22 protein-coding genes are annotated in these 23874 nt (G+C 42.7%); 10 read left to right on the top strand and 12 right to left on the bottom strand.

The window, feature by feature from the left end; all coding sequences use genetic code 11:
- Position 1 precedes the first annotated feature (1 nt).
- Positions 2–721: a leucyl/phenylalanyl-tRNA--protein transferase gene (aat, locus tag ACI882_RS14895; protein ID WP_411744278.1), complete on the bottom strand. Its 720-nt coding sequence runs from the start codon at positions 719–721 to the stop codon at positions 2–4.
- Between the two features lie 79 nt (positions 722–800).
- Between aat and ACI882_RS14890 the strand changes: the two genes are divergently transcribed.
- The 7 genes from ACI882_RS14890 to ACI882_RS14860 all read left to right on the top strand — a co-directional run bounded on the left by ACI882_RS14890 (position 801) and on the right by ACI882_RS14860 (position 9903).
- Positions 801–3119 (top strand): DNA translocase FtsK, encoded by a 2319-nt coding sequence (locus tag ACI882_RS14890; protein ID WP_411746714.1) that lies wholly within the window; start codon positions 801–803, stop codon positions 3117–3119.
- 9 nt (positions 3120–3128) lie between these two features.
- Positions 3129–3749, top strand: coding sequence for an outer membrane lipoprotein chaperone LolA (gene lolA, locus ACI882_RS14885; protein WP_411746713.1), 621 nt, complete (start codon positions 3129–3131; stop codon positions 3747–3749).
- Positions 3749–5071 carry a replication-associated recombination protein A gene (locus ACI882_RS14880; protein WP_411746712.1) on the top strand — a complete coding sequence of 441 codons (1323 nt, stop codon included), beginning with the start codon at positions 3749–3751 and terminating at the stop codon, positions 5069–5071. Before lolA ends, ACI882_RS14880 begins: the two co-directional genes overlap by 1 nt.
- Positions 5068–5463: a fluoride efflux transporter CrcB gene (crcB, locus tag ACI882_RS14875; protein ID WP_411746711.1), complete on the top strand. Its 396-nt coding sequence runs from the start codon at positions 5068–5070 to the stop codon at positions 5461–5463. Before ACI882_RS14880 ends, crcB begins: the two co-directional genes overlap by 4 nt.
- 19 nt (positions 5464–5482) lie before the next feature.
- Entirely contained in the window at positions 5483–6772 is a 1290-nt protein-coding gene (serS, locus tag ACI882_RS14870; RefSeq protein ID WP_411746710.1) for a serine--tRNA ligase, read from the top strand.
- Between the two features lie 70 nt (positions 6773–6842).
- The gene (gene cysG / locus ACI882_RS14865; protein ID WP_411746092.1) at positions 6843–8207 is read left to right on the top strand and encodes a siroheme synthase CysG; all 1365 of its coding nucleotides are present in this window, start codon (positions 6843–6845) and stop codon (positions 8205–8207) included.
- 127 nt (positions 8208–8334) lie between these two features.
- On the top strand, positions 8335–9903 hold the full coding sequence (locus ACI882_RS14860; RefSeq protein ID WP_411748527.1) for a methyl-accepting chemotaxis protein: 1569 nt from the start codon (positions 8335–8337) through the stop codon (positions 9901–9903).
- A gap of 27 nt (positions 9904–9930) precedes the next feature.
- On the opposite strand, the gene ACI882_RS14855 is transcribed toward ACI882_RS14860, so the two are convergent.
- From ACI882_RS14855 to ACI882_RS14830, 6 genes are all read right to left on the bottom strand, one after another.
- Positions 9931–10890, bottom strand: coding sequence for a glycosyl transferase family protein (locus tag ACI882_RS14855; protein WP_411748526.1), 960 nt, complete (start codon positions 10888–10890; stop codon positions 9931–9933).
- A gap of 11 nt (positions 10891–10901) precedes the next feature.
- Complete coding sequence (locus tag ACI882_RS14850) at positions 10902–11213, bottom strand: TusE/DsrC/DsvC family sulfur relay protein (protein WP_411748525.1); 312 nt, start codon at positions 11211–11213, stop codon at positions 10902–10904.
- A gap of 2 nt (positions 11214–11215) precedes the next feature.
- The gene (locus tag ACI882_RS14845; protein ID WP_411748524.1) at positions 11216–11479 is read right to left on the bottom strand and encodes a hypothetical protein; all 264 of its coding nucleotides are present in this window, start codon (positions 11477–11479) and stop codon (positions 11216–11218) included.
- Positions 11479–11826, bottom strand: a complete 348-nt coding sequence (locus ACI882_RS14840; protein ID WP_411747020.1) for a DsrE family protein — start codon at positions 11824–11826, stop codon at positions 11479–11481. Before ACI882_RS14840 ends, ACI882_RS14845 begins: the two co-directional genes overlap by 1 nt.
- A 10-nt stretch (positions 11827–11836) precedes the next feature.
- Positions 11837–12223, bottom strand: a complete 387-nt coding sequence (gene tusD, locus ACI882_RS14835; protein WP_411748523.1) for a sulfurtransferase complex subunit TusD — start codon at positions 12221–12223, stop codon at positions 11837–11839.
- A 125-nt stretch (positions 12224–12348) separates the two neighbouring features.
- A complete protein-coding gene (locus ACI882_RS14830; RefSeq protein WP_411747018.1) occupies positions 12349–13020 on the bottom strand; it encodes a Bax inhibitor-1/YccA family protein in 672 nt (223 codons plus the stop codon).
- Between the two features lie 240 nt (positions 13021–13260).
- Here ACI882_RS14830 and ACI882_RS14825 point away from each other — a divergent pair, with 240 nt between their 5' ends.
- A complete protein-coding gene (locus ACI882_RS14825) occupies positions 13261–13920 on the top strand; it encodes a TetR/AcrR family transcriptional regulator (RefSeq protein WP_411747017.1) in 660 nt (219 codons plus the stop codon).
- Here ACI882_RS14825 and ACI882_RS14820 read toward each other — a convergent pair.
- Both ACI882_RS14820 and ACI882_RS14815 read right to left on the bottom strand, forming a co-directional pair.
- A complete protein-coding gene (locus tag ACI882_RS14820; protein WP_411747016.1) occupies positions 13898–14656 on the bottom strand; it encodes an enoyl-CoA hydratase/isomerase family protein in 759 nt (252 codons plus the stop codon). The genes ACI882_RS14825 and ACI882_RS14820 overlap by 23 nt on opposite strands.
- Before the next feature lie 91 nt (positions 14657–14747).
- Positions 14748–17399: a helicase-related protein gene (locus tag ACI882_RS14815; protein ID WP_411745711.1), complete on the bottom strand. Its 2652-nt coding sequence runs from the start codon at positions 17397–17399 to the stop codon at positions 14748–14750.
- Positions 17400–17556: 157 nt separating this feature from the next.
- Here ACI882_RS14815 and ACI882_RS14810 point away from each other — a divergent pair, with 157 nt between their 5' ends.
- A complete protein-coding gene (locus ACI882_RS14810) occupies positions 17557–20487 on the top strand; it encodes an insulinase family protein (RefSeq protein ID WP_411745710.1) in 2931 nt (976 codons plus the stop codon).
- Positions 20488–20706: 219 nt separating this feature from the next.
- Here ACI882_RS14810 and xthA read toward each other — a convergent pair whose 3' ends face one another.
- Positions 20707–21531: an exodeoxyribonuclease III gene (gene xthA / locus ACI882_RS14805; RefSeq protein WP_411746855.1), complete on the bottom strand. Its 825-nt coding sequence runs from the start codon at positions 21529–21531 to the stop codon at positions 20707–20709.
- A gap of 83 nt (positions 21532–21614) precedes the next feature.
- Between xthA and ACI882_RS14800 the strand changes: the two genes are divergently transcribed.
- Entirely contained in the window at positions 21615–22187 is a 573-nt protein-coding gene (locus ACI882_RS14800) for a thymidine kinase (protein ID WP_411748522.1), read from the top strand.
- Positions 22188–22213: 26 nt separating this feature from the next.
- On the opposite strand, the gene ACI882_RS14795 is transcribed toward ACI882_RS14800, so the two are convergent.
- Together ACI882_RS14795 and ACI882_RS14790 are read right to left on the bottom strand one after the other, a co-directional pair.
- Positions 22214–23038: a GNAT family N-acetyltransferase gene (locus tag ACI882_RS14795; RefSeq protein ID WP_411746857.1), complete on the bottom strand. Its 825-nt coding sequence runs from the start codon at positions 23036–23038 to the stop codon at positions 22214–22216.
- Between the two features lie 21 nt (positions 23039–23059).
- Entirely contained in the window at positions 23060–23521 is a 462-nt protein-coding gene (locus tag ACI882_RS14790; RefSeq protein ID WP_411746858.1) for a GNAT family N-acetyltransferase, read from the bottom strand.
- Between the last annotated feature and the right edge of the window lie 353 nt (positions 23522–23874).

Below are 23874 nucleotides of genomic sequence, written 5' to 3'. Positions count from 1 at the left end.
GTTAAAAAAATGCACGTTCCAATAAGGTGGTTAATGATTGGTTTTTTTCAAAGCTGAGTTGTGTCTCTCGTATAGGCAAATACTGCTCAAATTCGTTTCTCGATATTAATTTAGCACCCATGCTTTCAAGGTAAGGGTTGTAAAGTTGACAGTCAATAAGTGAGAGTTGGTTGTTTTTTGCCCATTCATCCAAAGCAATAAAAGCATATTTAGACGCGTTGGTCAGGTCAGAAAACATACTCTCACCATAAAATACAGAATCTATACCGACACCATATAAACCACCAACTAAGGTTTGGTTTTGAAATACTTCAATTGAATGCGCCCAGCCTGCTTCATGTAAATCTATGTAAGCGTCTCTCATTTCTTCAATGATCCAAGTACCATCTGTTTTAGCGCGTGGCTTAGAGCAACGTTTGATAACCTCAGAGAAGCAAGTATTTACTCGAATTTCGATGTCAATTGACCGAAAATGCTTCTTCAATGAACGAGAAATATGGGCTTTACCTGGTATTAATACCATTCTAGGTGCCGGCGACCACCATAAAATGGGCTCTCCATCACTATACCAAGGGAAAATACCTTTAGAATATGCACTAAGAAGCCAATTGATAGATAATTGGCCACCGGCTGCTAATAAACCTTCAGGTTCGCTCAACGCCATTGAAGTGTCAGGAAAGTTTGGCGTTTGTTCAGCTTGCAGCCAGCTTAGTTGTGGCATAAAAAGGTCACTAATTCAAAGAGTTAGTGGTATCTTATAGCCTAATTTCATAGATACAACTGTAGAAAAAGGGGACATTTTGTCCGAACGATTTAATTCCTATAAAACTGATGGTCGGCTTGGTGAAATCAAAGTCCGTTTTGTTCATGACGCGATTTGGATTTTATCTCTAGCCATTGGCTTATTTTTACTTTTGGCGCTGCTTAGCTATAGTCCCTCGGATACTGGCTGGGCTTACGCGTCATCTGACCCTCAAGTGTCTAATTTAGCAGGCACTGCTGGCGCGTGGATTGCCTCTTTTTTAATTACATTGATAGGCGTATTCAGCTATGGCATACCCGCAATTGCTTTTTACCGAGCATGGTGCGTGTTTCGTGATCGAAAGAACCCTGAACCTTGGAATCCACTAATTTTTATATTAAGAACCGTAGGCTGGATAGTCTTTGTGGTGGTTAGTTGTGCTTTATTAACTGTACACGTCGGTAGTTCAGGCGAAGGCAGTGCGGGTGGTTACTTAGGCATAACATTGTCGGAATGGTTCTTCCCACTATTTGGCTTGACCGGCAGTACGCTTATTTTGCTGTTAGTCGGGTTTTTATCATTGACTCTCGCCGCCCATATTTCTTGGTTACAGGTAGTCGATGGCATAGGAAGGTCTGTTTTTAATGGTATGGGCTGGTTAAAAGAAAAGTGGCAGAAGCAAAAGCGCGTAGCAAATGAGCAGGCAGAAGTTAAGCGAGTGGTAGAGCAAAGAAAGCAAAACTTAGAAATTCAGCTTGAAAAGCAGTCTAAGCGCAAGCCACCTCAAATAAAGCCACTTAAGAAAAAAGAAACGACTCCAAGTGCACGTATTGCGAAAGAGCAGCAAAAGTCTTTATTTGATGATTCGTTGCCAGCGGGTAGTTTACCAGAGCTAAATTTACTCACCAGTTCAGATGGCGACCCAACACACGGCTATAGTGCGGAAGCGCTAGAGGCGATGTCGCGTTTACTCGAAATTAAGTTGAAAGACTTTGGCGTATCGGCCGAAGTCACCGAAGTCGCGCCGGGCCCGGTTATTACACGCTTTGAAATACAGCCAGCTGCGGGTATTAAAGTTTCAAAAATTTCTAATTTGGCGAAAGATTTAGCGCGGTCAATGGCCATTGTGAGCGTTCGAGTCGTAGAGATTATTCCAGGAAAAACAACCGTAGGTATTGAAATACCTAATGAACAGCGCGCCATAGTGCGCTTAAACGATGTTTTGTCTTCCGATTTATATGACCGCGCGAAAAGCCCATTAACCTTAGGCTTAGGGCATGATATTTCTGGTTCCCCCGTCGTTGCTGATTTAGGCAAAATGCCCCACTTACTGGTAGCGGGTACAACAGGCTCAGGTAAGTCGGTAGGCGTAAACTCTATGCTGTGCAGTTTGCTGTTCAAAGCAACGCCAGAAGAAGTCCGTTTAATCTTGATTGATCCAAAAATGTTGGAATTGTCTGTATATGAAGGCATTCCACACCTGCTAACGCCCGTTATTACCGATATGAAAGAAGCAGCGGGAAGCTTACGTTGGTGTGTTGCTGAAATGGAGCGTCGCTATCAGTTAATGGCTGCAACAGGCGTACGTAATATTGGTGGTTTCAACAAGAAAGTTACCGAAGCTGCACGTAGTGGCGAACCTATTATTGATCCGCTTTATGACCCGTTACAGTCATTAGAGCCCGGTGCGCCAGCACCCGAGCTTGAAGCACTGCCTTACATCGTCGTGGTAATTGACGAGTTTGCCGACATGATGATGATTGTGGGTAAAAAAGTTGAAGAGCTCATTGCTCGTCTTGCTCAAAAAGCTCGTGCGGCAGGTGTACATCTTATTTTAGCGACTCAACGGCCATCGGTAGATGTTATTACGGGTTTGATTAAAGCCAACATACCTACGCGTATCGCGTTTCAGGTGTCATCTAGAATAGATTCAAGAACTATTTTGGACCAAGGCGGAGCAGAGCAGTTGTTAGGGCACGGTGATATGTTGTTTATGCCCCCGGGCACTAGCTTACCCGAGCGTATCCATGGTGCCTTTGTCGATGATGATGAAGTTCATGCCATTGTTGCCGAGTGGAAACGCCGTGGTCAACCCAACTACCTCGAAGAAATCACTCAAGCAGGCGATACCGAAATACCTGGCATTCCAAGCTTTGAAGATGGCGACGACCCAGAATCTGATGTGTTATTTGATGACGCTATTGCCTTCGTTACTCAAACTCGAAAAGCATCTATCTCCTCTGTACAGCGCAAACTCAGAATCGGCTACAACCGCGCAGCGCGCTTGGTTGAAGCCATGGAAAACGCTGGAGTGGTTAGTGCTCCAGGACACAATGGTGCTCGTGAAGTATTAGCGCCACCACCACCCCCTATGTAAAGGATGATCATGAAACCAATTTTAGTTATTTTCGTCGCATGGGTGCTTATGCAGCCCGTTTTGGCTGATGATCAGGCAAGAAACAATTTAATTAACCGCTTAGAAGAAACTTCAACGCTTCAGGCTAGCTTTATTCAGCGTACCTTAAAGTCGAATAAACAAGTTATCGAAGAATCATCGGGTATTTTGACTATATCAAGACCCATGAAGTTTGTATGGGAAGTGTTGTCACCAGCTCCACAGCAGTTAATTTCTAATGGCGAAACCCTCTGGGTTTACGACCTTGATCTTGAGCAGGCCACATATCAGGCGATCAGTGAGCAGCTATTGCAATCGCCAGCGATGATCTTAGCGCAGCCACAAGCTACCCTTACAGACCAATACGATGTTCAAGAAGCAGGCGACGAAAATCTGGTCGCATTTCGCTTATTCCCCAAAGATGAAAATGCATTGTTTGCCGAGCTGTCAATTTTGTATCGCAACAACATCATCTACGAAATTCGTATTTTAGATGAGCTAGACCAGCAAACCCTTATTAGCTTTACCGATGTCGATTATAGCTTTGAGGTAGACGATGCCTTTTTTGAGTTCCAAGCTCCCGAAGGCACGGATATGTTTGAGCAAATGTAATGCAAGATTTGTTTAGCGAAGGTAAAGAGGCTTATAGACCCTTAGCCGAAGTGCTCAGACCGACAGACATATCAGGCTATGTTGGTCAAGAGCACATTTTGGCGCCCGGGAAACCTTTGCGTAGAGCACTAGATCAAAAAAATATCCATTCGATGATTTTTTGGGGGCCACCTGGCGTAGGAAAAACCACGTTAGCGCGAATTCTCTCAACTACCGTCGATGCTCGTTTTGAAACCTTATCCGCTGTTCAAGCCGGTGTTAAAGATATCAAATTGGCTGCTGAAAAGGCCAAACAAGCTCAGCATCATGGTGAAAACAGTATTTTGTTTGTCGATGAAATCCATCGTTTTAACAAAGCCCAACAAGATGCTTTATTACCTTACGTTGAAGATGGCACCTTCATCTTCGTTGGCGCTACAACCGAAAACCCAAGCTTTGAATTAAATTCGGCGCTGCTATCGCGTGCTCGAGTGTATGTATTGAAGTCATTTAGCGATGAGAACTTACTGCAACTTTGGGCAAAAGCTCAGTTACAAGATGCTCGCGTAGCTAATCTGAACTTAGATGAGAAAGCTTTAAACCAACTTGTGCAGTATGCAGATGGCGATGCGCGTCGTTTTTTAAACATGGTTGAAATTGCTCTCGACTTCTTTGCCGATGGCCAGTTGGTTGGTCAAGAGGACATTGGTGAGCTGTTGCAGTCACAGCCAAGACGCTTCGATAAAGGTGGAGAGCAGTTTTACGATCAAATCTCTGCGCTACATAAAAGCATTCGAGGCTCATCGACCGACGGCGCATTGTATTGGTTATGCCGCATGCTCGACGGCGGAATTGATCCAATCTATCTTGCTCGTCGTTTAGTGCGCATAGCTTCTGAAGATATCGGCAACGCCGACCCTCGCGCACTCACATTGGCATTGAATGCTTGGGATACACAAACCCGTTTAGGCTCTCCAGAAGGGGAGTTAACCTTAGCTCAATGCGCGGTCTATTTAGCCAGTGCGCCAAAATCGAATGCCGTCTATAAAGCCTTTAATGAAATGAACGCCTTGATCAAGTCTCAACCCAGCTATGAAGTGCCACTGCACCTTCGTAATGCTCCTACGGCATTAATGAAGGATCTCGACTACGGAACTGCCTATCGCTATGCTCATGATGAACCTGGTGCTTACGCCGCCGGTGAGCATTACTTGCCCGGAGAGATTGGCACTCTCGATATTTATAAACCGGTCGATCGAGGTTTAGAGTTGAAGATTTCTCAAAAACTAGACCATCTAAAGCAGCTAGATATAGCCGCTTCTTTAGAGAAGGGTAAAAGATGACCAGTATGAATATTTGGCATTGGCTTATTATTGGTTTCGGAGGCGGATTAGGTGCTATGGGGCGGTTTGCCGTAGTAACTAGCATTAATCGACTACACGGTAGTTTTTATCCTTGGGGTACCTTTACCGTCAATGTCGTTGGCAGCTTCATTATGGGCTTGGCTTTTGTATTCTTCACTTTAAAATACCCTAACTTGCCCATGGGCTGGCGTGGCTTTGTTATGATTGGCTTGTTGGGTGCATTTACGACTTTTTCGAGTTTTGCACTTGAAGGGTTAACGTTGCTTCAGCAACATCATTACACCTTAGCGTTGCTCTATATGCTCGCTTCGGTCATTATTTGTTTGATTGCGGTGACCGTAGGTTTTGGCGCCGGAAAATTAATTTTTTAACTGTAAGGATAAGTACAGAATGCTGGACATAAAACAGCTCCGACTCGATATAGATACCATTGCGACCAAATTAAAAGTTAAAGGTTATACCTTGCCGGTAGAGTCTTTTCAGTCGTTAGAGTCAAGCCGTAAATCCTTACAAATTGACACGGAACAGCTACAAGCAGACCGCAAAAAAGCCTCTAAAGCGATTGGCGAATATGTTCGCCAAGGCATGTCTGCAGAAGAAGCAAAAACAAAGGTTCAAGAAACACTCGATAGTATTGCCGCCACCTTAGGTGATAAAGAAGCCCAGCTGAAAGAGCTGCAGGCTAAAATCGACGATATTTTGTACTCAATCCCAAATATTCCACATGAATCTGTGCCAGAAGGTAAAGATGAAGACGATAACGTCGAAGTGAGCAAGTGGGGCGAGCCTGGTAAATATGACTTTGTTGTTAAAGATCATGTTGATGTTGGTGCCGCGCTAGGCGGTTTAGACTTCGAAACTGCAGCAAAGCTAACCGGCAGCCGTTTTGCTGTTATGCGCGGCCCCGTGGCCAAGCTGCACCGCGCTTTAACGCAGTTTATGCTTGATATTCAAACCGAAGAACATGGTTATACCGAAACAGCCGTACCGTTTATGGTTAACAAAGACTCGTTGTTTGGCACTGGGCAGCTACCAAAGTTTGGTGAAGATCTTTTTAAACTCGATTTCGAGCAAGAGTATTACTTGATTCCAACGGCAGAAGTGCCGTTAACCAATACCGTGCGTGGTGAAATACTTGATGCAACGGACTTACCATTAAAAATGGTCGCTCATACACCTTGTTTCCGCTCAGAAGCGGGTTCTTATGGCCGTGATGTTCGTGGCATGATTCGACAGCATCAGTTTGAAAAAGTCGAATTAGTGCAAATTGTAGAGCCTTCGAATTCTTTTGAAGCATTAGAAGAGTTAACAGGTCATGCCGAAGTGATTTTGCAAAAGCTTGGCTTACCTTATCGTAAAGTTGTGCTATGTGGTGGAGATACCAGTATTGGAGCGGCTAAAACCTATGATTTAGAAGTCTGGTTACCGGCACAAAATACTTATCGTGAGATTTCTTCTTGCTCAAATATGACCGATTACCAAGCGCGTCGTATGCAAGCACGTTTCCGTAACCCTGAAACGAAGAAGACTGAGCTCGTACATACCTTAAATGGTTCGGGCTTAGCAGTGGGTCGTACGCTAGTTGCTGTTTTGGAAAACTATCAAACTGTCGACGGGCTGGTAGTCCCTGAAGTACTGCGAAACTACATGGGCGGTCTTGAGTTTATCGCCAATAAGTAAATACTGCTAAAGGCCGAGAATTTCTCGGCTTTTTTATTTCCCGATTTATTCATTCATAGGTTTTACAGGTATGGACTACTTTCCGCTCTATCATCGTTTAACTGATGAAACGGTATTGATCATTGGCGGTGGTGCAATTGCGCTTCGAAAAATCACTCTAATCACCAAAAGTGATGCAAAGGTTCGTGTCGTTGCCCCTGAAATTAGGCCAGAAATTCAAAGTAATCCTCAGTGTGAATGCATTTTCAAGCCATTTGAACCCAATGATTTAGCCGGCATAAAGCTTGTCATTGCAGCTACTGAAATAGAAGCATTAAACCGTGAAGTGAGTGAGCTGGCTAAAGAGCGAGGGTTATTAGTGAATGTTGTAGATTCACCTGCGCTCTGCAATGTTATCTTTCCTTCGATTGTAGATCGCAGTCCATTGGTTATTGCGATTACGTCCAGCGGACAAGCGCCCGTACTAGCGAGATCAGTCAGAGCGAAGTTAGAAAGTACAATTCCAGCAAGTTATGGCCACCTAGCCTCATTAGCGGCCAAATACAGAGAAAAAGTTAAGCAGCGATTTTCAAAGTTAGACGATCGTAGGTATTTTTGGGAAAAAATCATCAATGGCGTTACCGCTGAGCATGTATATTCTGGTCGTTTAGAAGAAGCAGAGCGATCATTAACCGATCAGTTAGATGACCCTAAAGTACGTTCAGCAGGCGAGGTGTACCTTGTTGGGGCCGGCCCCGGTGACCCAGACTTACTGACATTCAAAGCATTAAGATTAATGCAACAAGCCGATGTGGTGCTATACGATGCGCTAGTGTCCGATGCAATTATGGAACTAGTGCGCAGAGACGCCGAGAGAATCTATGTGGGCAAGCGAAGCTCCAACCATGCGGTCCCTCAAAAGGATATTAATCAACGATTAGTTACTTTAGCACTCGAAGGTAAGCGTGTATTGCGCCTCAAGGGCGGTGATCCATTTATCTTTGGACGGGGTGGTGAGGAGATAGATCTTTTAGCGGAACAACACATACCCTTTCAAGTTGTTCCAGGTATTACCGCCGCTTCCGGCTGCTCAGCCTATGCTGGCATTCCTTTGACGCATAGAGATTATGCTCAATCTGTTCGTTTCGTGACAGGTCACTTAAAAGATGGTAGTTCGGATTTACCTTGGGCAGAGCTCTCAGTGGAAAAACAAACCTTGGTTTTCTACATGGGTTTAAATGGAATGAATACCATTTGCCAACAACTTATCAAACACGGACGTCATCCAGAAACACCTATTGCATTAGTGCAAAAAGGCACAACTCCAGAACAAAAGGTGTTTATAGGTACATTGGCTAGTATGCCTAAAATTGTTGAACGTGAAAAACCCCAAGCTCCTACCTTAACGATTATTGGTGAAGTTGTTTCACTGCATGAAAAACTCAAATGGTGCTGAAGTAAACTTTAATTAAGTAAAAGATAATCTAAATGGTAATTATTTGTAAGCTCCTGCCGTTAACTATTTTATAAGGTCTAGAATTATCGCTAGACGAACTATAAATAGCTCGGTTGGGACCTCAAATATGAAAATCAGAACTCAAGTTATTGGCGCGTTAGGGCTTATCGTTACCTTATTGATTGTGGTTTCAATCGGTGGCTATGGTGCGTCTTCTGTTGTAAATAAGGCTGGCAGTATTATTCCTACCGCCTTGATTCCCGGTATTCAAAATTTTCAAGAATTACGCTATAAAACACTTGATATCGTGGTTGCGGTTTATCAGAAAGATGCAACTCGTATCGATCAATTAGCAAAAGACCTTGAGCCGAGAGTCTTGGAGTTTAGCCAAGTCAAAGAAGACAGCCCGTATTTTGGTGACCCTAAGCTAGAAGAGGGGTTAGCGACAATAGGCGAAAGTTTTCTCGATGTCATCTACGCGGCGCAAGCAGAAGATTTAAACTTTCCAGTTTCAGACGCCTTTCTAGCTGTTGTTAGTGAGCAAGAGTCTGTTGGGCCGTATTCAGATGACGTTATTCAGTATTTGATTGACCAAACCACAAACCAAATTAATAGCGTCATAGCGACCATTATTAAGGCTCTTGCAATTGTATCGGTGGCTTCAGTCTTGATCGCTATCGCGTTGGCGGGTTACCTATCACGCTCATTAGATCGCGGAATAAGTGGGTTACGAGAATCATTTAGCAAAATCAGTGGTGGTGATTTGCTAACAAAAGCAGATGATCAACGTAAAGACGAGCTAGGTGAGATTGCAGGGTACTTTAATGAACTAGCGCAAAACTTAAAAGCAACGATAAGCCAGTTAGCCACTATGATGAATACATTAGCGAGTTTAAGCACCAGTTTTCGCGAAGGAGGCGTGCAATTTCAGCAGCGCGCACAACAAACTTCAGATGAAACTCAGCAAGTTGCTACCGCAATGACAGAGATGGCAGCAACTATTCGTGAAGTTGCGCAAAATGCGGAGCAAACCTCTAATCAAGCTAACGAAGCTACTGAGCAGGCTGGTACAGCGCGCTCGTTAATCGAAACCTCCGTTAACCGCTCAATAACATTAAAAACACAAATGGCAGGAATTTCTGAACAAGTCATATTACTAAAAGACAAAACTGCTTCAATTTCATCAGTTATTGACGTTATTCAAGGTATAGCTGAACAAACTAACTTACTCGCGCTAAATGCGGCTATCGAAGCAGCCAGGGCAGGCGAGCAAGGAAGAGGGTTCGCAGTCGTTGCAGATGAAGTTCGAACACTTGCCAATAGAACAGCGCAGTCTACACAAGAAATTGTCGAAGTGATTAAATCTCTGCAAAATATGTCCCAGCAAACAGCGCAGCAAATTGAAGCCGGCCAAGCTGACGTTGATAATAACGCAGATGCGATAAAAGACATTGAGGCTAGCTTGCTTGGTATTTTAGAGAATATTGGTTCAATATCGAGTATGAACCATCAAGTAGCAACTAACTCACAAGAGCAAAGCCATGTCGCCGAAGATATGAATGTTAACGTGGTTAGGATTAGTGATTTGTCTGAGCAAAATGCTGTTCAAACAGAGCAAATTAATAAAGATATCTTAACTATTGATGAGCTGACACAGCAGGTAAGAAGTCTAATTTCTCGATTTAAATATGACTAAGTCAAATTTGAAAGGGCGTATAACTCTTTACGCCCTTTCATGCCACCAACCAGTAACAATACACTTGGCTTGTTCGTAAGCTATCGATTCAACTTTTGCATAAACAATGGCAGCGGTATCAATAGTAGCGTGTTCGCCGTATTGATTGTGACTATTTCCATCCCAAAGATTTTTCAAAGCATCTAAAGATGGTTGTTCTGGTCTCACTGCTCGTTGTTTGAGAGATTTAGGCAGAAAATTAGTATCAACAGGGCTGAAGCCCTGTATAGCTATACGCGTTTCTGAGTCGGGTCTAACTTCAAATTCTCCGCTATCTCCTTTAAGTACTATGTTGTTTGGCTGATTTAAAAGTTTGGCTGTATGGCTATGTAACGCTTGATAGGCAGGATGAAACATTGATTGAAGAGTGAGCCTAGTGTTAAAAGGTGTAATGTGCCGTACTAAAGTGTTAACAGGAGATCTTAAACCTAGCACAAACTTTAAATCGATAAGATTTGAAAGGGTAAGGTTGATGGTTTGAAGTGCAACATAACTAAAATTGTGTTCTTTAAGTTGAGTTGCTGCTTGCTCCAGGCTGCTAGCAATAGGTAATTCTAAAAACTCGCAAACACTTTCAGCGTATTGTCGATTGGGAGTGTGTTGTCCGCCTCCGTGCATAAAGATAGATATATTATTTTGAGATAGCAGCTTTGCGGCCAAAATATACCACGATGGTTGTCTCTTTTTTCCTGCGTAAGCTGGCCAATTTACATCGACAATCATTGATTCGTTTTTATCAAGATAATCATGGCAGGCGCTGACCATCCCTGCTATTTCAATGGCGGTTTCTTCTTTAACGCGCAGCAACATTAAAAATGCGCCAAGCTGTACGTCGTGAATACTACCATCCAATATCGATGTCATCGCAAAATGAGCTTCATCAAAAGTTAAATCTCTTGAGCCACTTTTACCACGGCCTAAGGCTTTGATTATTGCGGACATATCCATTTAAAATTCACTCATAAACAGTTTTTGGGTTTAGGTAAGCCTGCTAATAGTGCTAAAACGCGGGCAGGGCTTTCACCGTAGCGTTGCATTAGCCAGATGCTATTGCCGTAGTCTAGGTTGACTTTAGTTTTTATAAGCTTTACTAGAGGGCGCATCGGTGGCGACAAATCGAATTCAATATAAAAACCACGCAAGGCTGCAATGATAGATAAATCTATACTATCGAGAGTTAAATTATTTTCTTTGGCTACTTGTTGTGCCCAGGTTTCTGTCCATTGTGTGAAATCGAGCAGAAAACCTTGTTCATTGGTTGATTGAGTCATGACTACCAGTTTACATTTTTAGTGGCGTTTAATAACAAGCTGCACCATTGCTGATCGGAAATAACCTGCCAACTATCATGGGCTGTGCCGCCACACATGGTTAAATCAGATTCACGCACAAATGGTTGTGCGCTAAATGGACTTTCGTTGAATGCCAGTGATATAGATGAGGTTGTTAAAATTATGGCATCGACATCGTTTAACAAAGACGTAATAAATTCACTCTGAAGACCACCTGGTAGCTTAGATAAGGTTAGAGTGATCATCAAAAAACCTCCACATGTTTAGCTTGTTTAAACCAAGTAGAAAGCGTTTCTAAGTTGATAGGTTCTACCAAACTATTAACCTTATTTTTGCCTATTATCGCTTCTTGGTGTTCAGCAACATAATAAAGCTCTTCGCTGTCGTACATCGGCAATGCATTTAATTGCTTTTCTATTGATTTAGATTTAGTCGAGCGTTGATCAGCCGTTAGCCAAGTTAAACCTTGCTCAAAAAACACCACTTTATGTTCAATATCAAATAGTGCCAAACTCATGATCGCCTCCAAAGTTTCATGGCTAGCTCGGCTTCGATAAGCGGGTTGAGTGACAAGTATTAAATTAAAGCTCATGTTTGCTCCGCTATTTGAAGGTAATAATGTGATCAGAGTCGTGAAAGCCAGTCGCCCATTGGCCTAATCCTGTTAACGAAAAACAGTTGGCTATGGTTGGGTGTTCTTTGTCATAACGTTTAGCTTCTGCATCGTCTAACAAACCACGGTTTGCTGAAGCGGCAATACACAGTAGTAGTTCAACATCGTTATCACGTATTTTCTGCCACTGAGTTAAAAAGTTTGTTTCATCGCTGGCGGGGCTTTGACTGCTTAAACCGTGGTAAACCCCGTCAAAAAAGAAAAATACGCGCGAAATTTCATACCCTTGTCTTAAAGCTTCCTCAAGAAAGGTTAGGGCATCAACAGAGGATTGACTACTCCAAGGGGCAGAATAAACATTAACTTGAATGCGCATAAGAAAGCTTGGCTCTGTAAACGAAATAAGAATAGTACCAAATTAGTAGCGGGCTAGGGTACGTTTGAAAAGTGTTCAGGCAACAAAAAGGCCGCATTGCGGCCCTTTAACTACTAACCTTAAGACTAGTCGTTACCTGAGAACACCGCTATTAGGTGTAATAAGTGAACGAAGATGTTGTAGATATCTAAGTATAATGAAACGGTTGCTCGAATATAGTTTGTTTCGCCTCCATTGATGATACGGCTAGTATCAAACAAAATGGCCAGTGACATAACTAATACCACACCACCAGAGATCATCACGCTACCCAATGCACTACCAAAAAATAGGTTAGCGATCATGCCAACGATTAACACCAACATACCAACCATGATAAACCCGCCTAAAAAGCTAAAGTCTTTCTTAGTTGTTAAGGCATAAAACGATAGGCCGAAAGTTATGATAGCCGTTCCACCTAGTGCTTGCGCCACATAAGATGCACCATTTGGAAGCGCCAAGTACATGCTTAGCATTGGCCCTAAAGATGCGCCAAGTAAGCCGGTGAATGCAAATGCCCATACAATGCCAGATGCTTTGTTATAGGTGCGTGGTAAAACGAACCAAACAATACCAATGGCCGCTAAACTCATTATAAGAGCCGCACCTTGTGGTAAATTGATTGCCATGGCAACCATGGCAGCAACTGCACTGAATACAAGGGTCATAGACAGTAGCAAATAGGTATTACGTAGTACTTTGTTAGTCGCAAGTATCGATTCTTGGCGAACCGTAGCGTTCTGTTCTAAATGAGCCATCTAATGCCTCCAGTTATGGTATTTATTCAATTATGAGGGTTAGCCCCTCTATTTCAATAGCTTAAGGCTATTTTTAAAGGAAAGCTGCCATAGGTGCAATGATTTTTACGTATTGTTTTACTTAAATGCCTTAGTTTGTTCATATAATGTACTGAATCAAATAAAAGTGCTGCAAAAGTTTTTCAAAAGGCCTATTCTTGTCGTTTAAAACGATCGTTTGAATTGGAAGAGCTTTAAATTATGACTCAGGCAGATACCATAACTCGTATTCTTGATTCGGCTGAGCAGCTGTTTGCGGAAAAGGGGTTTGCTGAAACGTCACTGCGGATGATTACCACACGAGCAAAGGTGAATCTTGCTGCAGTTAACTACCATTTTGGGTCTAAAAAAGACCTAATTCAGGCCGTATTTGCTCGGTTTTTAACGCCTTTTACCGAAAAGCTAGATAAAGAATTAAATTTGGTTGTTGAGCATAATCCATCTCCATCGTTTAACGACGTGCTTAGCGTTTTAGCAAAAACGATGCTCACAGGTATAGATAGAAATGAAAACTACAACAAACTGTCCGTTTTCATGAGATTGTTAGGCTTAGCCTATACACAAGCACAGGGTCATTTACGAAAGTTTCTGCTAGACAACTATGCACCATCCTATTCACGTTTTGTTGGTTACTTAAAGCTCGCACACCCAAGCTTATCAAGCCGTGAAATATTTTGGCGTATTCATTTTGCCATTGGTGCGTCTGTATTTACCATGTCGAGTATTGAGGTTCTGCGGAGTATGGAAGAGAACGATACGGGCAATAAATCTTCTATTGCCGATATCATGAATGAATTAATCCCGTTTTTAGCCGCAGCATTAGAGCAAGAAACCAAGCCTAGCTTTGTTGAGCAAGCTTAGAGCCTTTTAATACCTCTGTTCGAATGTCTATTGAACTTGCGATGATTGTTTCAACCAAACTCTCATCGAGAAGCTCATTAGAGCTTAAGGTTAGCATTGCTTTGGTTTGGATCAAGACAGTGGTGTCAATCTTTTCAATTTTCCGAATTATCATATCTGCATACGAATCTAACTCGTGTTCGGGTGTGATTTTATTAACTAATCCCAATCTAGTCGCGGTATAGGCATCCATTGTTTCACCCGTCATTGCGTAATAGCGCGCGGCACGTTCCCCTAATACTTTAATTAAATATGGGCTTTGTAAAACAGGCGCTAGGCCAACATGTACTTCAGATAAGGTGAAACTACTTTTTTCACTGGCGAGTACAATGTCACAGCAACATAAAATACCAATCGCATCAGCATTCGCTTTGCCTCGAACGCTAGCGACAATAGGAATGGTGAACTGATAAAGGGTTTGAAATAAACGTGACATGTTCTCGGCATCAAGTTGATGCTCAGCGCGACCAGATTGTTGGCGCTGGGTAAGCCAGCGTATATCCGGTCCACTGCTAAAGTGCTGGCCATTTGCGGTTAGCCAAAGCACTTTAATGGTTTTATCTAATGCAACTTCATCTAAAGCCGTAATTAGCGTACACACAAATTCATGATCGTACGCATTACCAGATTCTGGGCGATTAAAGATAACTTTTGCAACGCCAGTGAAAGGGCGCTCGATAATTATAGTTTCCTTCATGAATGTTCTTCTTATTTGGTGAAGGGTACATTCAAGTTAAACTACTAAATCAACTTACGCCAGTTTTTCAGCAAAAGATTAAGCTATTTGCTTATAACGAACCTGGCGGGGCGCATAAAATCATTCTTACACCACTGGTTGCAAATTCACAATTATCCCAGGCTTTTGCTTCAACTTTGATCAAATGCTCAAGTTTTTCTACATCTTCCTCGGTCACTAGTGGGTTTACACTTGCCAAGTATTTAATGCGCTCTATACGGGCACGGTTAAAGTCTGACGATGATTTACGCGCTTTTTCAAGGATAGATTCAAAGCGCATCTTAGCGTGTTTTTGGCTGCTGTCATAAAGTGGGTTAATGCGGTCTTTTGCTTGACGTACCATTTTACGAGCCAACTTAACCGGCAAAGTCTTAATTTGCTCTTGCAAGTTTTCTTCTGTTAGAACGTTGGCTAAATCTTTATCGCCACCTTCCAAAACAAGCGTACGGTAGAGAGCTTCATCTAAGTGTGGCTTCATTGCATGAATGTGCATTTCTGGTAAAACAACTGACCATTGTGTTTCTAGCAACAACTGCCCAGCCGGAACTTGCTCGGTCTCTAATAGCGCAATACTGGCTTGGCCAATATCGGTCCCTGACAAAATGTCTTGTAAGCCTTGAATGAACGGATGCTCCCAAGAGATGAACAAAATGTCTTCACGCTCAAGGGCTTTATCGCGTCTAAAAGTGATAGTCGCTCCGCCTTCTGGAATGCCAGGTAGCGTCGGGATAAGCATGTTACTTGATGGAATTAACTCGTATATACCTGTACTGAGCGCTTCAAAGTGCAGGTTTAGCAGGTTTGCTGCCATTTCTACAACATCGAGAGGATGCTCAAATTCTATGTCTTCTATTGCATCACGAATTTCAGTCGCTTCAGGCTGCCGACATGAGTTAAGCTCAAGCAAAATGTCCCGGCCATTCTCTAACTGCTCTGAAAGTTCTTCAATATCGTTAATCACTTGTTTTAGTAAATCGTCACTTGGGTTTTCGAACCATTGTTTTGCGTACTTTTCATGCACTGCACCAGCTGCTGGCTGCATACCTTCTAAACAGTTTAACGCATCTTGGTACCAGCGGAATTTTAGCGAGTCATCACTGTTTGCGTTTGCCATTACATGAATTTGTATCGTTTGATCCTGCCCAATACGGTCTAATCGACCGATACGTTGCTCTAATACGTCAGGGTGGTTTGGTAAGTCCCACAGTATTAGGTGATGACAGAACTGAAAGTTACGACCTTCGCCGCCAATTTCAGAACAGACTAGAATTTGAGCTCCATCTTCTTCGTCGGCAAAGTGAGCCGCGGCACGATCTCGCTCTATTAGATCTAAGCCTTCGTGGAAAGCGGTCGCTTCCGCACCGTACACATGCCACAAAGTTTGCGCGAGTTCTTTCGCGGCTTCCATGGTTTGTGTAATTAACAGTACTTTTTCACCACGGTGCTCTTTGAGGAACTTAAATAAGGCTTTTTCACGTTCAGTTTCGGAGTCAAACTCTTCGAAGTTTGCCTCGCGGTCATGGAAGCCTTTAACCCCTTTACGGGTATTTCGATAAACCACTCGGCCGGTACCGTGACGATCTAACAAGGCAGAAAGTGCTTCTTGCGCATCGTCATTCCAAGAAATGCCTAATTCAGACAAGCCTTGGATAGTGTTATCAGTAACTTGATTAACGTTAAGGTCGCGAGCAATGTCGGTTAAAGTAGAGAAGTTAGCTTCTTCTTGCTGGTACTTCTCAAAGCTCGTGAATCGACCCGCGTCTAACAACTGTAAGCGGCCAAAGTGTGCGTTTTGCCCCAGTTGTTCGGGTGTTGCAGTCATTAACAATAAATGCGGTGTGATATGGGCTAGCTCAGTCCAGTGTAGGCTTGAGTCTTCAGTATTTACGCTATCCAGATGATGAGCCTCATCGACCACCAGCATATCCCAATCAAGTTCAGTGATAAGAGCCATAGTGAAATCGTTTTTAAGCTCTTTATGGGTAATTAAGTGCACTTGACCCATGCTGAAATCATGTGAAATATCTTGGTACAGTTCGCAATGAATCGAAAAACGGCGAATTAGTTCAACTAACCACTGGGCTTGCAAGGCTTCTGGCACAGAGATCAAAATGCGCTTGGCTCGACCTTGATGGTACAAACGATTAACAATAAGTCCAGCTTCGATAGTTTTCCCTAAACCTACTTCATCAGCCAGTAGTGCACGGACATGTGTGTGCTCTGTGGCTTTTTTAGCAACATACAGCTGATGCGGTAAGAGGGTAGATCGAGTCCCCAACAAGCCATTTAGATTTTGGTTCCAAATGCTTGAGATACCTTTATCTAAACTTGACCGGAACGAAAACCAATTAGGGTGGTCAGTTTGTCCAGTAATTAGGCGCATAATTGGGTTGTTACGTTTAACCGTATCGGCTAAGTCGGTTTCAGGTACCATTCGGTCACCCTCAACTTCATAAATAACGATGCCATTGAGCTCGTGAACTTTAGTGATCAACATTTGACCATCATCACGATGCTCTAGCGTGTCGCCTGACTCTAAAATTAATCGTGTAAGGGGCGCATCGCGCAAGGCGTACTGACGTTCACTGTCGTTTTCTGGGAAATACAGTGTGACGGCTCTGGTCTCAATACTTTGGACCATACCCAAGCCAAGTTCGGGTTCACTGTCGACAAGCCAACGCTGTCCTTGAACAAACTCCGTCATATACACCTCTAAGTCTGGGAAAAGGGCGGTATTCTACGGATTTACCCGCAATATTAAAGGGTTATAGTTAAAGTTAATTTGCTTTCAACCCTATTCGCGCCCTAAGCTATAACTATCTCTATAAAAATAGACTAAAAATTACGCACAGGCTTAATAAATGACCAAGTTAGATTTAAATAACACCCAGCTTAGCCCTTACTCAGCATTCGAGTCAGTAGAGGCTAGATATGTAGAATCACTCAATGTTCGCTTAGAGCATTATCGTCACAAAATTACCGGCGCAGACCATTTCCATCTTTCTAGCGATAAAGACGAAAATGTGTTTATGGTGGCATTAAGAACCATGCCAACCGATTCCACCGGTGTAGCACACATACTGGAGCATACCGCCTTATGCGGTTCAGAGAAGTTCCCAGTTCGCGACCCATTTTTTATGATGACCCGTCGCTCTCTGAATACATTTATGAACGCTATGACCAGTAGCGATTGGACGGCCTATCCGTTTGCTAGCGAAAATGGTAAGGATTACGAGAACTTACTTGAGGTATATCTCGATGCCGTATTTTTCTCACGATTAGACGAGCTAGACTTTTTGCAAGAAGGGCATCGGTTAGAATTTGAAGAAGTTGATAACGTAGAATCACCTTTGGTGTATAAAGGTGTTGTTTTCAACGAAATGAAAGGCGCCATGAGTTCGCCCGTGAGCCAAGTGTATCAGTCTTTTAAACATTATTTATTCCCAAATAATACCTACCATTTTAACAGTGGTGGTGACCCTGAATGCATTCCTGATTTAACTTATGATCAGTTATTGTCATTTTATAAAACGCACTATCACCCATCGAATGCTACTTTTTTTACCTTTGGCAATCGCCCTGCGAGCGATATTCAAGAACGTATCCATGAGCAAGCATTGCATCGGTTTGAACCATTATCGGAAAAACTCAGTGTGCCTCTTGAGAAGCGATTCAATAGCACGCTACGTGTTGAAGATGCCTACCCATTTGAAGGTGATAATACAGCTGACAAAACCTACTTATCAATGGGTTGGATGTTAGGTGAAAGTACCGATTTATTTGCTCAGCTAGAAGCGCACTTATTAAGTGATTTATTATTTGATAATAGTTCATCGCCATTGCGCCAAGCATTAGAGACTTGCGACATTGGTACCAACCCAAGTCCACTTTGTGGCCTAGATGATTCAAATCGTGAAATGTTGTTTATGTGTGGCTTAGAAGGTAGCGAAGTTAAACACCAAAACGATTTCGAAAACCTTGTAATTAACACGCTTAAACAAGTTGCAGAAAAAGGCGTACCACAAGAAAGCATAGACGCCATGTTGCATCAGTTAGAGTTATCACAGCGCGAAATTACCGGTGACGGGTACCCATACGGACTGCAACTTATTATGTCTTTAACCGGAGCAGCCACACACGGTGGAAGTGTGATGGACGCCTTAGACATTGATGCTGCTCTTGAAAAGCTCAGAGTAAAAAGTCGTGAGCCTAACTACATTTCTGACTTGGTCAATCGGCTGTTGTTAAACAATGTGCATCGCGTAACACTCACGATGAGACCTGACCCATTGTTGATTCAAAATCAAAAAGATAATGAACGGAAACGTTTAGACAATGTTGCTGCAACGTTAACAGATGAAGATAAAGCAACAATTGTTTCTCAAGCACAGGCATTAAAAGAGCGGCAAGAACAAAAAGACGATGGTGATATTTTACCAAAAGTTACCTTGGCCGATGTAAAGCCAGATGTAAAAACTAAAGAACCCATAAAAGATGGGCCTATCATTCACTACGGAGCTGGTACCAATGGCATTGCCTACCAACAACTGTATTGGGCGTTGCCTGAGTTAACAGAACAGGAACGCGTGCTTTTACCCATATACACTTCGTTGCTAACCGAGTTAGGCACTGGTACTAAATCTTATTTAGACATGCAGCAGTGGCAAGCCGCTCGAACCGGCAGTGTGCACCTATATACCATGTACAAACCTAGCTTATCGACCCTTAATAATATCAACGGTTATATGGTGTTTTCGGGTAAGAGTTTGGTTCGACATGCCGATGAACTTTCAGAAATTATGGCCAACCATTGGAGCAAACCTCGTTTTGATGAAGTAGAGCGAGTGCTTGATTATTTAACACTGATGAGCTCGCGTCGTATCCAAGGTATTACGGGCAGCGGCCATAGTTTGGCCATGCAAGCGGCTTCAAGTAGCCACAGTGCGGGTAGCGCTTTGATTTACAATACCTCGGGTTTGCCAGCGATAGCACGTTTAAAAGTTTGGGTTGAACAATGGACTAAAGACCCAGCCTTGTTAACGCAATGGTTAGAACAGCTACAAGCATTGCATTTGAAATTATCAAAAGTAACACCACATGCGTTGCTAGTCGGCGAAAATGATGAGCTAGCGGCTTTGGAAGCTAACTTATTAGCCAGTGGATTAACCTTGAGTGACGCCGAACAAGCAGTCGCACAACCCATAGATATATCGCCCGCGACTAAAATGGTTTGGAGCACCTCTACTCAAGTTAACTTCTGTTCTGCTGCTTTTAAAACGGTTCCACCAACTCATGAAGATTCAGCGCCGCTTACGGTTTTAGCGGGTGTGTTACGCAACAACTATTTACACAGAACCATTCGTGAACAGGGCGGCGCTTACGGTGGTGGTGCTTCTCATGATAATAGTAACGGCGTGTTCCGTTTTTATTCATATCGTGATCCGCGCTTAGAAGAAACGCTAGAAGACTTTAATGGCAGTGTGGATTGGTTAGCGCAAGGCGACTTCAGCGCTGAAAAAGTTGAAGAGTCTATTTTAGGTGTTGTGAGTTCACTTGATAAACCTGGCTCACCTGCAGGTGAATCTAAACTCGCTTATCAAAATAAGTTGTTTGGCCGCAGCGATGAGTTCCGTCGTGAATATCGCCAACAAATATTGTCGGTCAATAAACAACAACTCATTGATTTGGCCGGTAACTACCTTAACAAAGACCTTGCCTCGCAAGCCGTCATAACCAACGCTGAGCAAGCAGAGCAGTTAGTCGATAAAGGGTTTGATTGGCAAAAAATATAAGCTGTTAAAACTAAAAGAGGCAAGTGATTAATTGCCACTGCTGTCCCATAGTTTAGAAGCGGCCCATTGCTTGAAATTTGGGTGTTTGAAACATGGATGTTTCAATCAAGCCCCATGGACGGGTTTATGGCGACCGAAATTTCAAGCAATGAGCCGCTGAGCCTTGCGTAAACTGTGAAAAATTTATAGGGCAGCACATGGTTACTTGCCCTTTTTTAATTAAGCTAAATCAATATTTAAGTCGAGCCAAATGGGTGCATGATCACTTGGTTTTTCTAATCCACGAATATCGTAATCTATTCCTGCACTGGTTATGAGCGGCACCAATGGTGCTGTTATCATAATTTGATCAATTCTTAGGCCTCGCTTAGGAGTATCGTCAAAGCCCTTAGAGCGGTAATCGAACCAGCTAAAACGATCATCTACCTCCGGGTAAAGATGACGATAAGAATCAGTAAAACCCCATTCTCGGATACGCTCAAACCACTCACGCTCCTCAGGTAAAAACGCGGACTTACCTTCTCTCAACCAACGTTTGGCATTTTTTTCACCAATGCCAATGTCGTTATCTACAGGAGCTACATTGAAGTCACCTAAGATAATCACCAGATCATCTGGAGTGACATTCGTATTAAGCCAAGTTAATAGATCTGCATAAAACTTGCGCTTAGCAGGCCATTTCGTTTCATGCTTATTGCTCTCACCTTGAGGAAAGTAGCCGTTTATAACCGTTAACGTGCGGCCATCAGTCACTGGATGTTGAGTAATTATAAGACGACGCTGGTCATCTTCTTCATCGGTCGGGTAGCCACAGGTAAATTCTACCGCTTGGCGAGTTAAAGTAGCGACCCCGTGATGTGCTTTTTGACCCCATGTCTGAGAAACCAAACCACTAGCCGCCTGAATATCTTCATGTGGGTATAGATCGTTATGTACCTTTATTTCCTGTAAGCACAATATATCAGGGTCTTGTTGGGCTTTAAGCGCAGCTAATTGATGGTAACGGGCGCGTATTCCATTGATATTAAAAGAAATTATCTTCATTAGGGTCCTTAGGCATTGTGACTTATAGGGAAGGACCGCTATTATTACCAGACCTTCATCAAATTACCAATTTTAGGCATTTTATGGCTCAACTCTATTTTTATTACTCGGCGATGAATGCCGGAAAGTCCACCGCGTTACTTCAATCTGATTACAACTATATAGAGCGCGGCATGACCACTCGGTTACTGACAGCGCAATTGGACAACCGATTTGGTGAAGCGACTATTTCTTCGCGTATTGGACTTTCGAAGCCAGCAGATACTTTTAACGAAAGCACTGACCTAATTGCATGGTACTTAGATGGACCAAAAGTAAATTGTATTTTTATTGATGAAGCTCAATTTTTAACCAAGGAGCAGGTTAACCAACTGGCCATTATTGTAGATAAACATAATACCCCAGTGCTATGCTATGGCATTAGAACCGACTTCCAAGGTGAGTTATTTACCGGTAGCTCACGTTTACTTGCCATTTCTGACAAATTAACTGAGTTAAAAACCGTTTGCCATTGTGGCCGTAAAGCCATAATGGTTGTTCGCATGGACGAGCATGGCAAAGCACTTGCGCAAGGCGCACAGGTTCAAATAGGCGGTAATGAAAAGTATGTTTCTATGTGCCGTCGACATTATTATGAAGCACTAGCAATACTGTAACGTTAGCTGGCGGATTTAAGCCATAGTCACTGGTTTACTTTTCTATGTGACTTTGGCCACCAACATAATGAGCTCTCTCGTTCAGCAATCGAAAACCCTAAACTTTGATAAAGCTGAGTAGCGTGATAGTGCTCATCTGCAATAATGACTAGTGTTTCAATACTATTGGGCACGCGCTGAATGAGTTTAGTCAGCAAAGTAGATGCAATTTTTTGGTTTTGATAGTCTGGCACAACATGGACGTTTTGAAAGCGACCTAGTGAGTCTTTGTGATACAAACCAGCATAACCAATTAAACGATCTTCAACAAAAGCACCCAAGTATTCACCTAAGCCTGCATATTCAAGATCTTGGTAGTTCTCTGCTTTAATAGACAGGTAGTGCTTTAAACCCGTCTCGGAATGGTCTCCGGTATTCTCAGATAGCGAAAGCCTGATCCATTGTTCCCAGTCGGTTTTAGATGTTAATGGTCTATACAATGGCTGCTCGTTTAGCTGAGTCGTTTGCTTAAACTCAGCCTTATATAGTGCTAAAATATGCATCTCTTCAAACTCGTAACCTGCCTTGGTAAATTCTAAAATAGTGTCTGAATTGTCAGCATCACCTCTAACCCAAGTAAAAGTAAAGTGTTCTACGTCAGGCATATTTTTAAATTCACTGCTAAATATCTCTAACCAGGTTTCTTTGTTGTATTTGTTAAGCGGTATATTCAGTGCGAGTAAATTCCCAAAATAATAACTAGGGTTACTAGGTGTCTGTAATACCGTGTACTCTGGACGAGTTATCAGCTTGGCTTCAAGTTGGCTGATAACAAACTCACTTTGAAAGCCTAAATTATCTATTCTAGACACGAACTTGGTACACCTTAAAAGTTAGTTTGAATTTAATGGCGCGCTATATCCATCTTGAATTGATTCAGGCAAAAGCAAACCACCTAATACTTTTTGATAAAAGTCGACTGGGCCTGGTGAGCCAATAAATGCATAAACATAACCTAAATGTTTTAGACGATGCATTGACTCAATAAGCAGTACTTTACCTAAACCCAAACCGCGCTCAGATTCTAAAACACCAGTAGGCCCAAAAAAGCCTGGGAAGGTTATGTCATATCCTGCAAATCCGACAATGTTGTTTTCTTTACGAATGACTAAAACTTTTGCAGGGTGCCCAGAGACTCCGCACAAGACTTCGCTAGACCATTCGGGTACAAAATGTTTGCCTACCCATTCTACGATCGCTTGGCTATCCCATGGCTTGGCTGTATCCATTGTATAGCCATTTGGCAAGGTGGGGGTTGTGGGTAAGTGTTGCAGTGAAATTAACATATCTGACATGGGTATTATCCTGTAAGGCCAATAGCAGCAAGGGTTATCAATGAAGCTTACTATAGTTCTATTGGAGAAAAAATTATAACAAATCACTGCTTTCCCATAAATATCTCAGACCTTACGCGGGGTTTAGCGGCCCATTGCTTGAAATTTCGGTCGCCATAAACCCGTCCATGGGCGCTTGATTGAAACATCCATGTTTCAAACACCCGAATTTCAAGCAATGGGCCGCTGCTCCAGCACCAATTCCATAGTTCAAATAGTTTGTAGCTGATTATAATATTGTACTTATCTATCGCAAATAGCTATATCAAAGAATATCAATATAGGTTTGCATTGCGCGTCAGAAGGCTCTACTA

The organism is Reinekea sp. (assembly GCF_046710285.1).
Classification (GTDB): domain Bacteria; phylum Pseudomonadota; class Gammaproteobacteria; order Pseudomonadales; family Natronospirillaceae; genus Reinekea.
The sequence above is the reverse complement of the archived record's forward strand: the minus strand, read 5'-3'. Positions and strand labels throughout refer to the sequence as shown.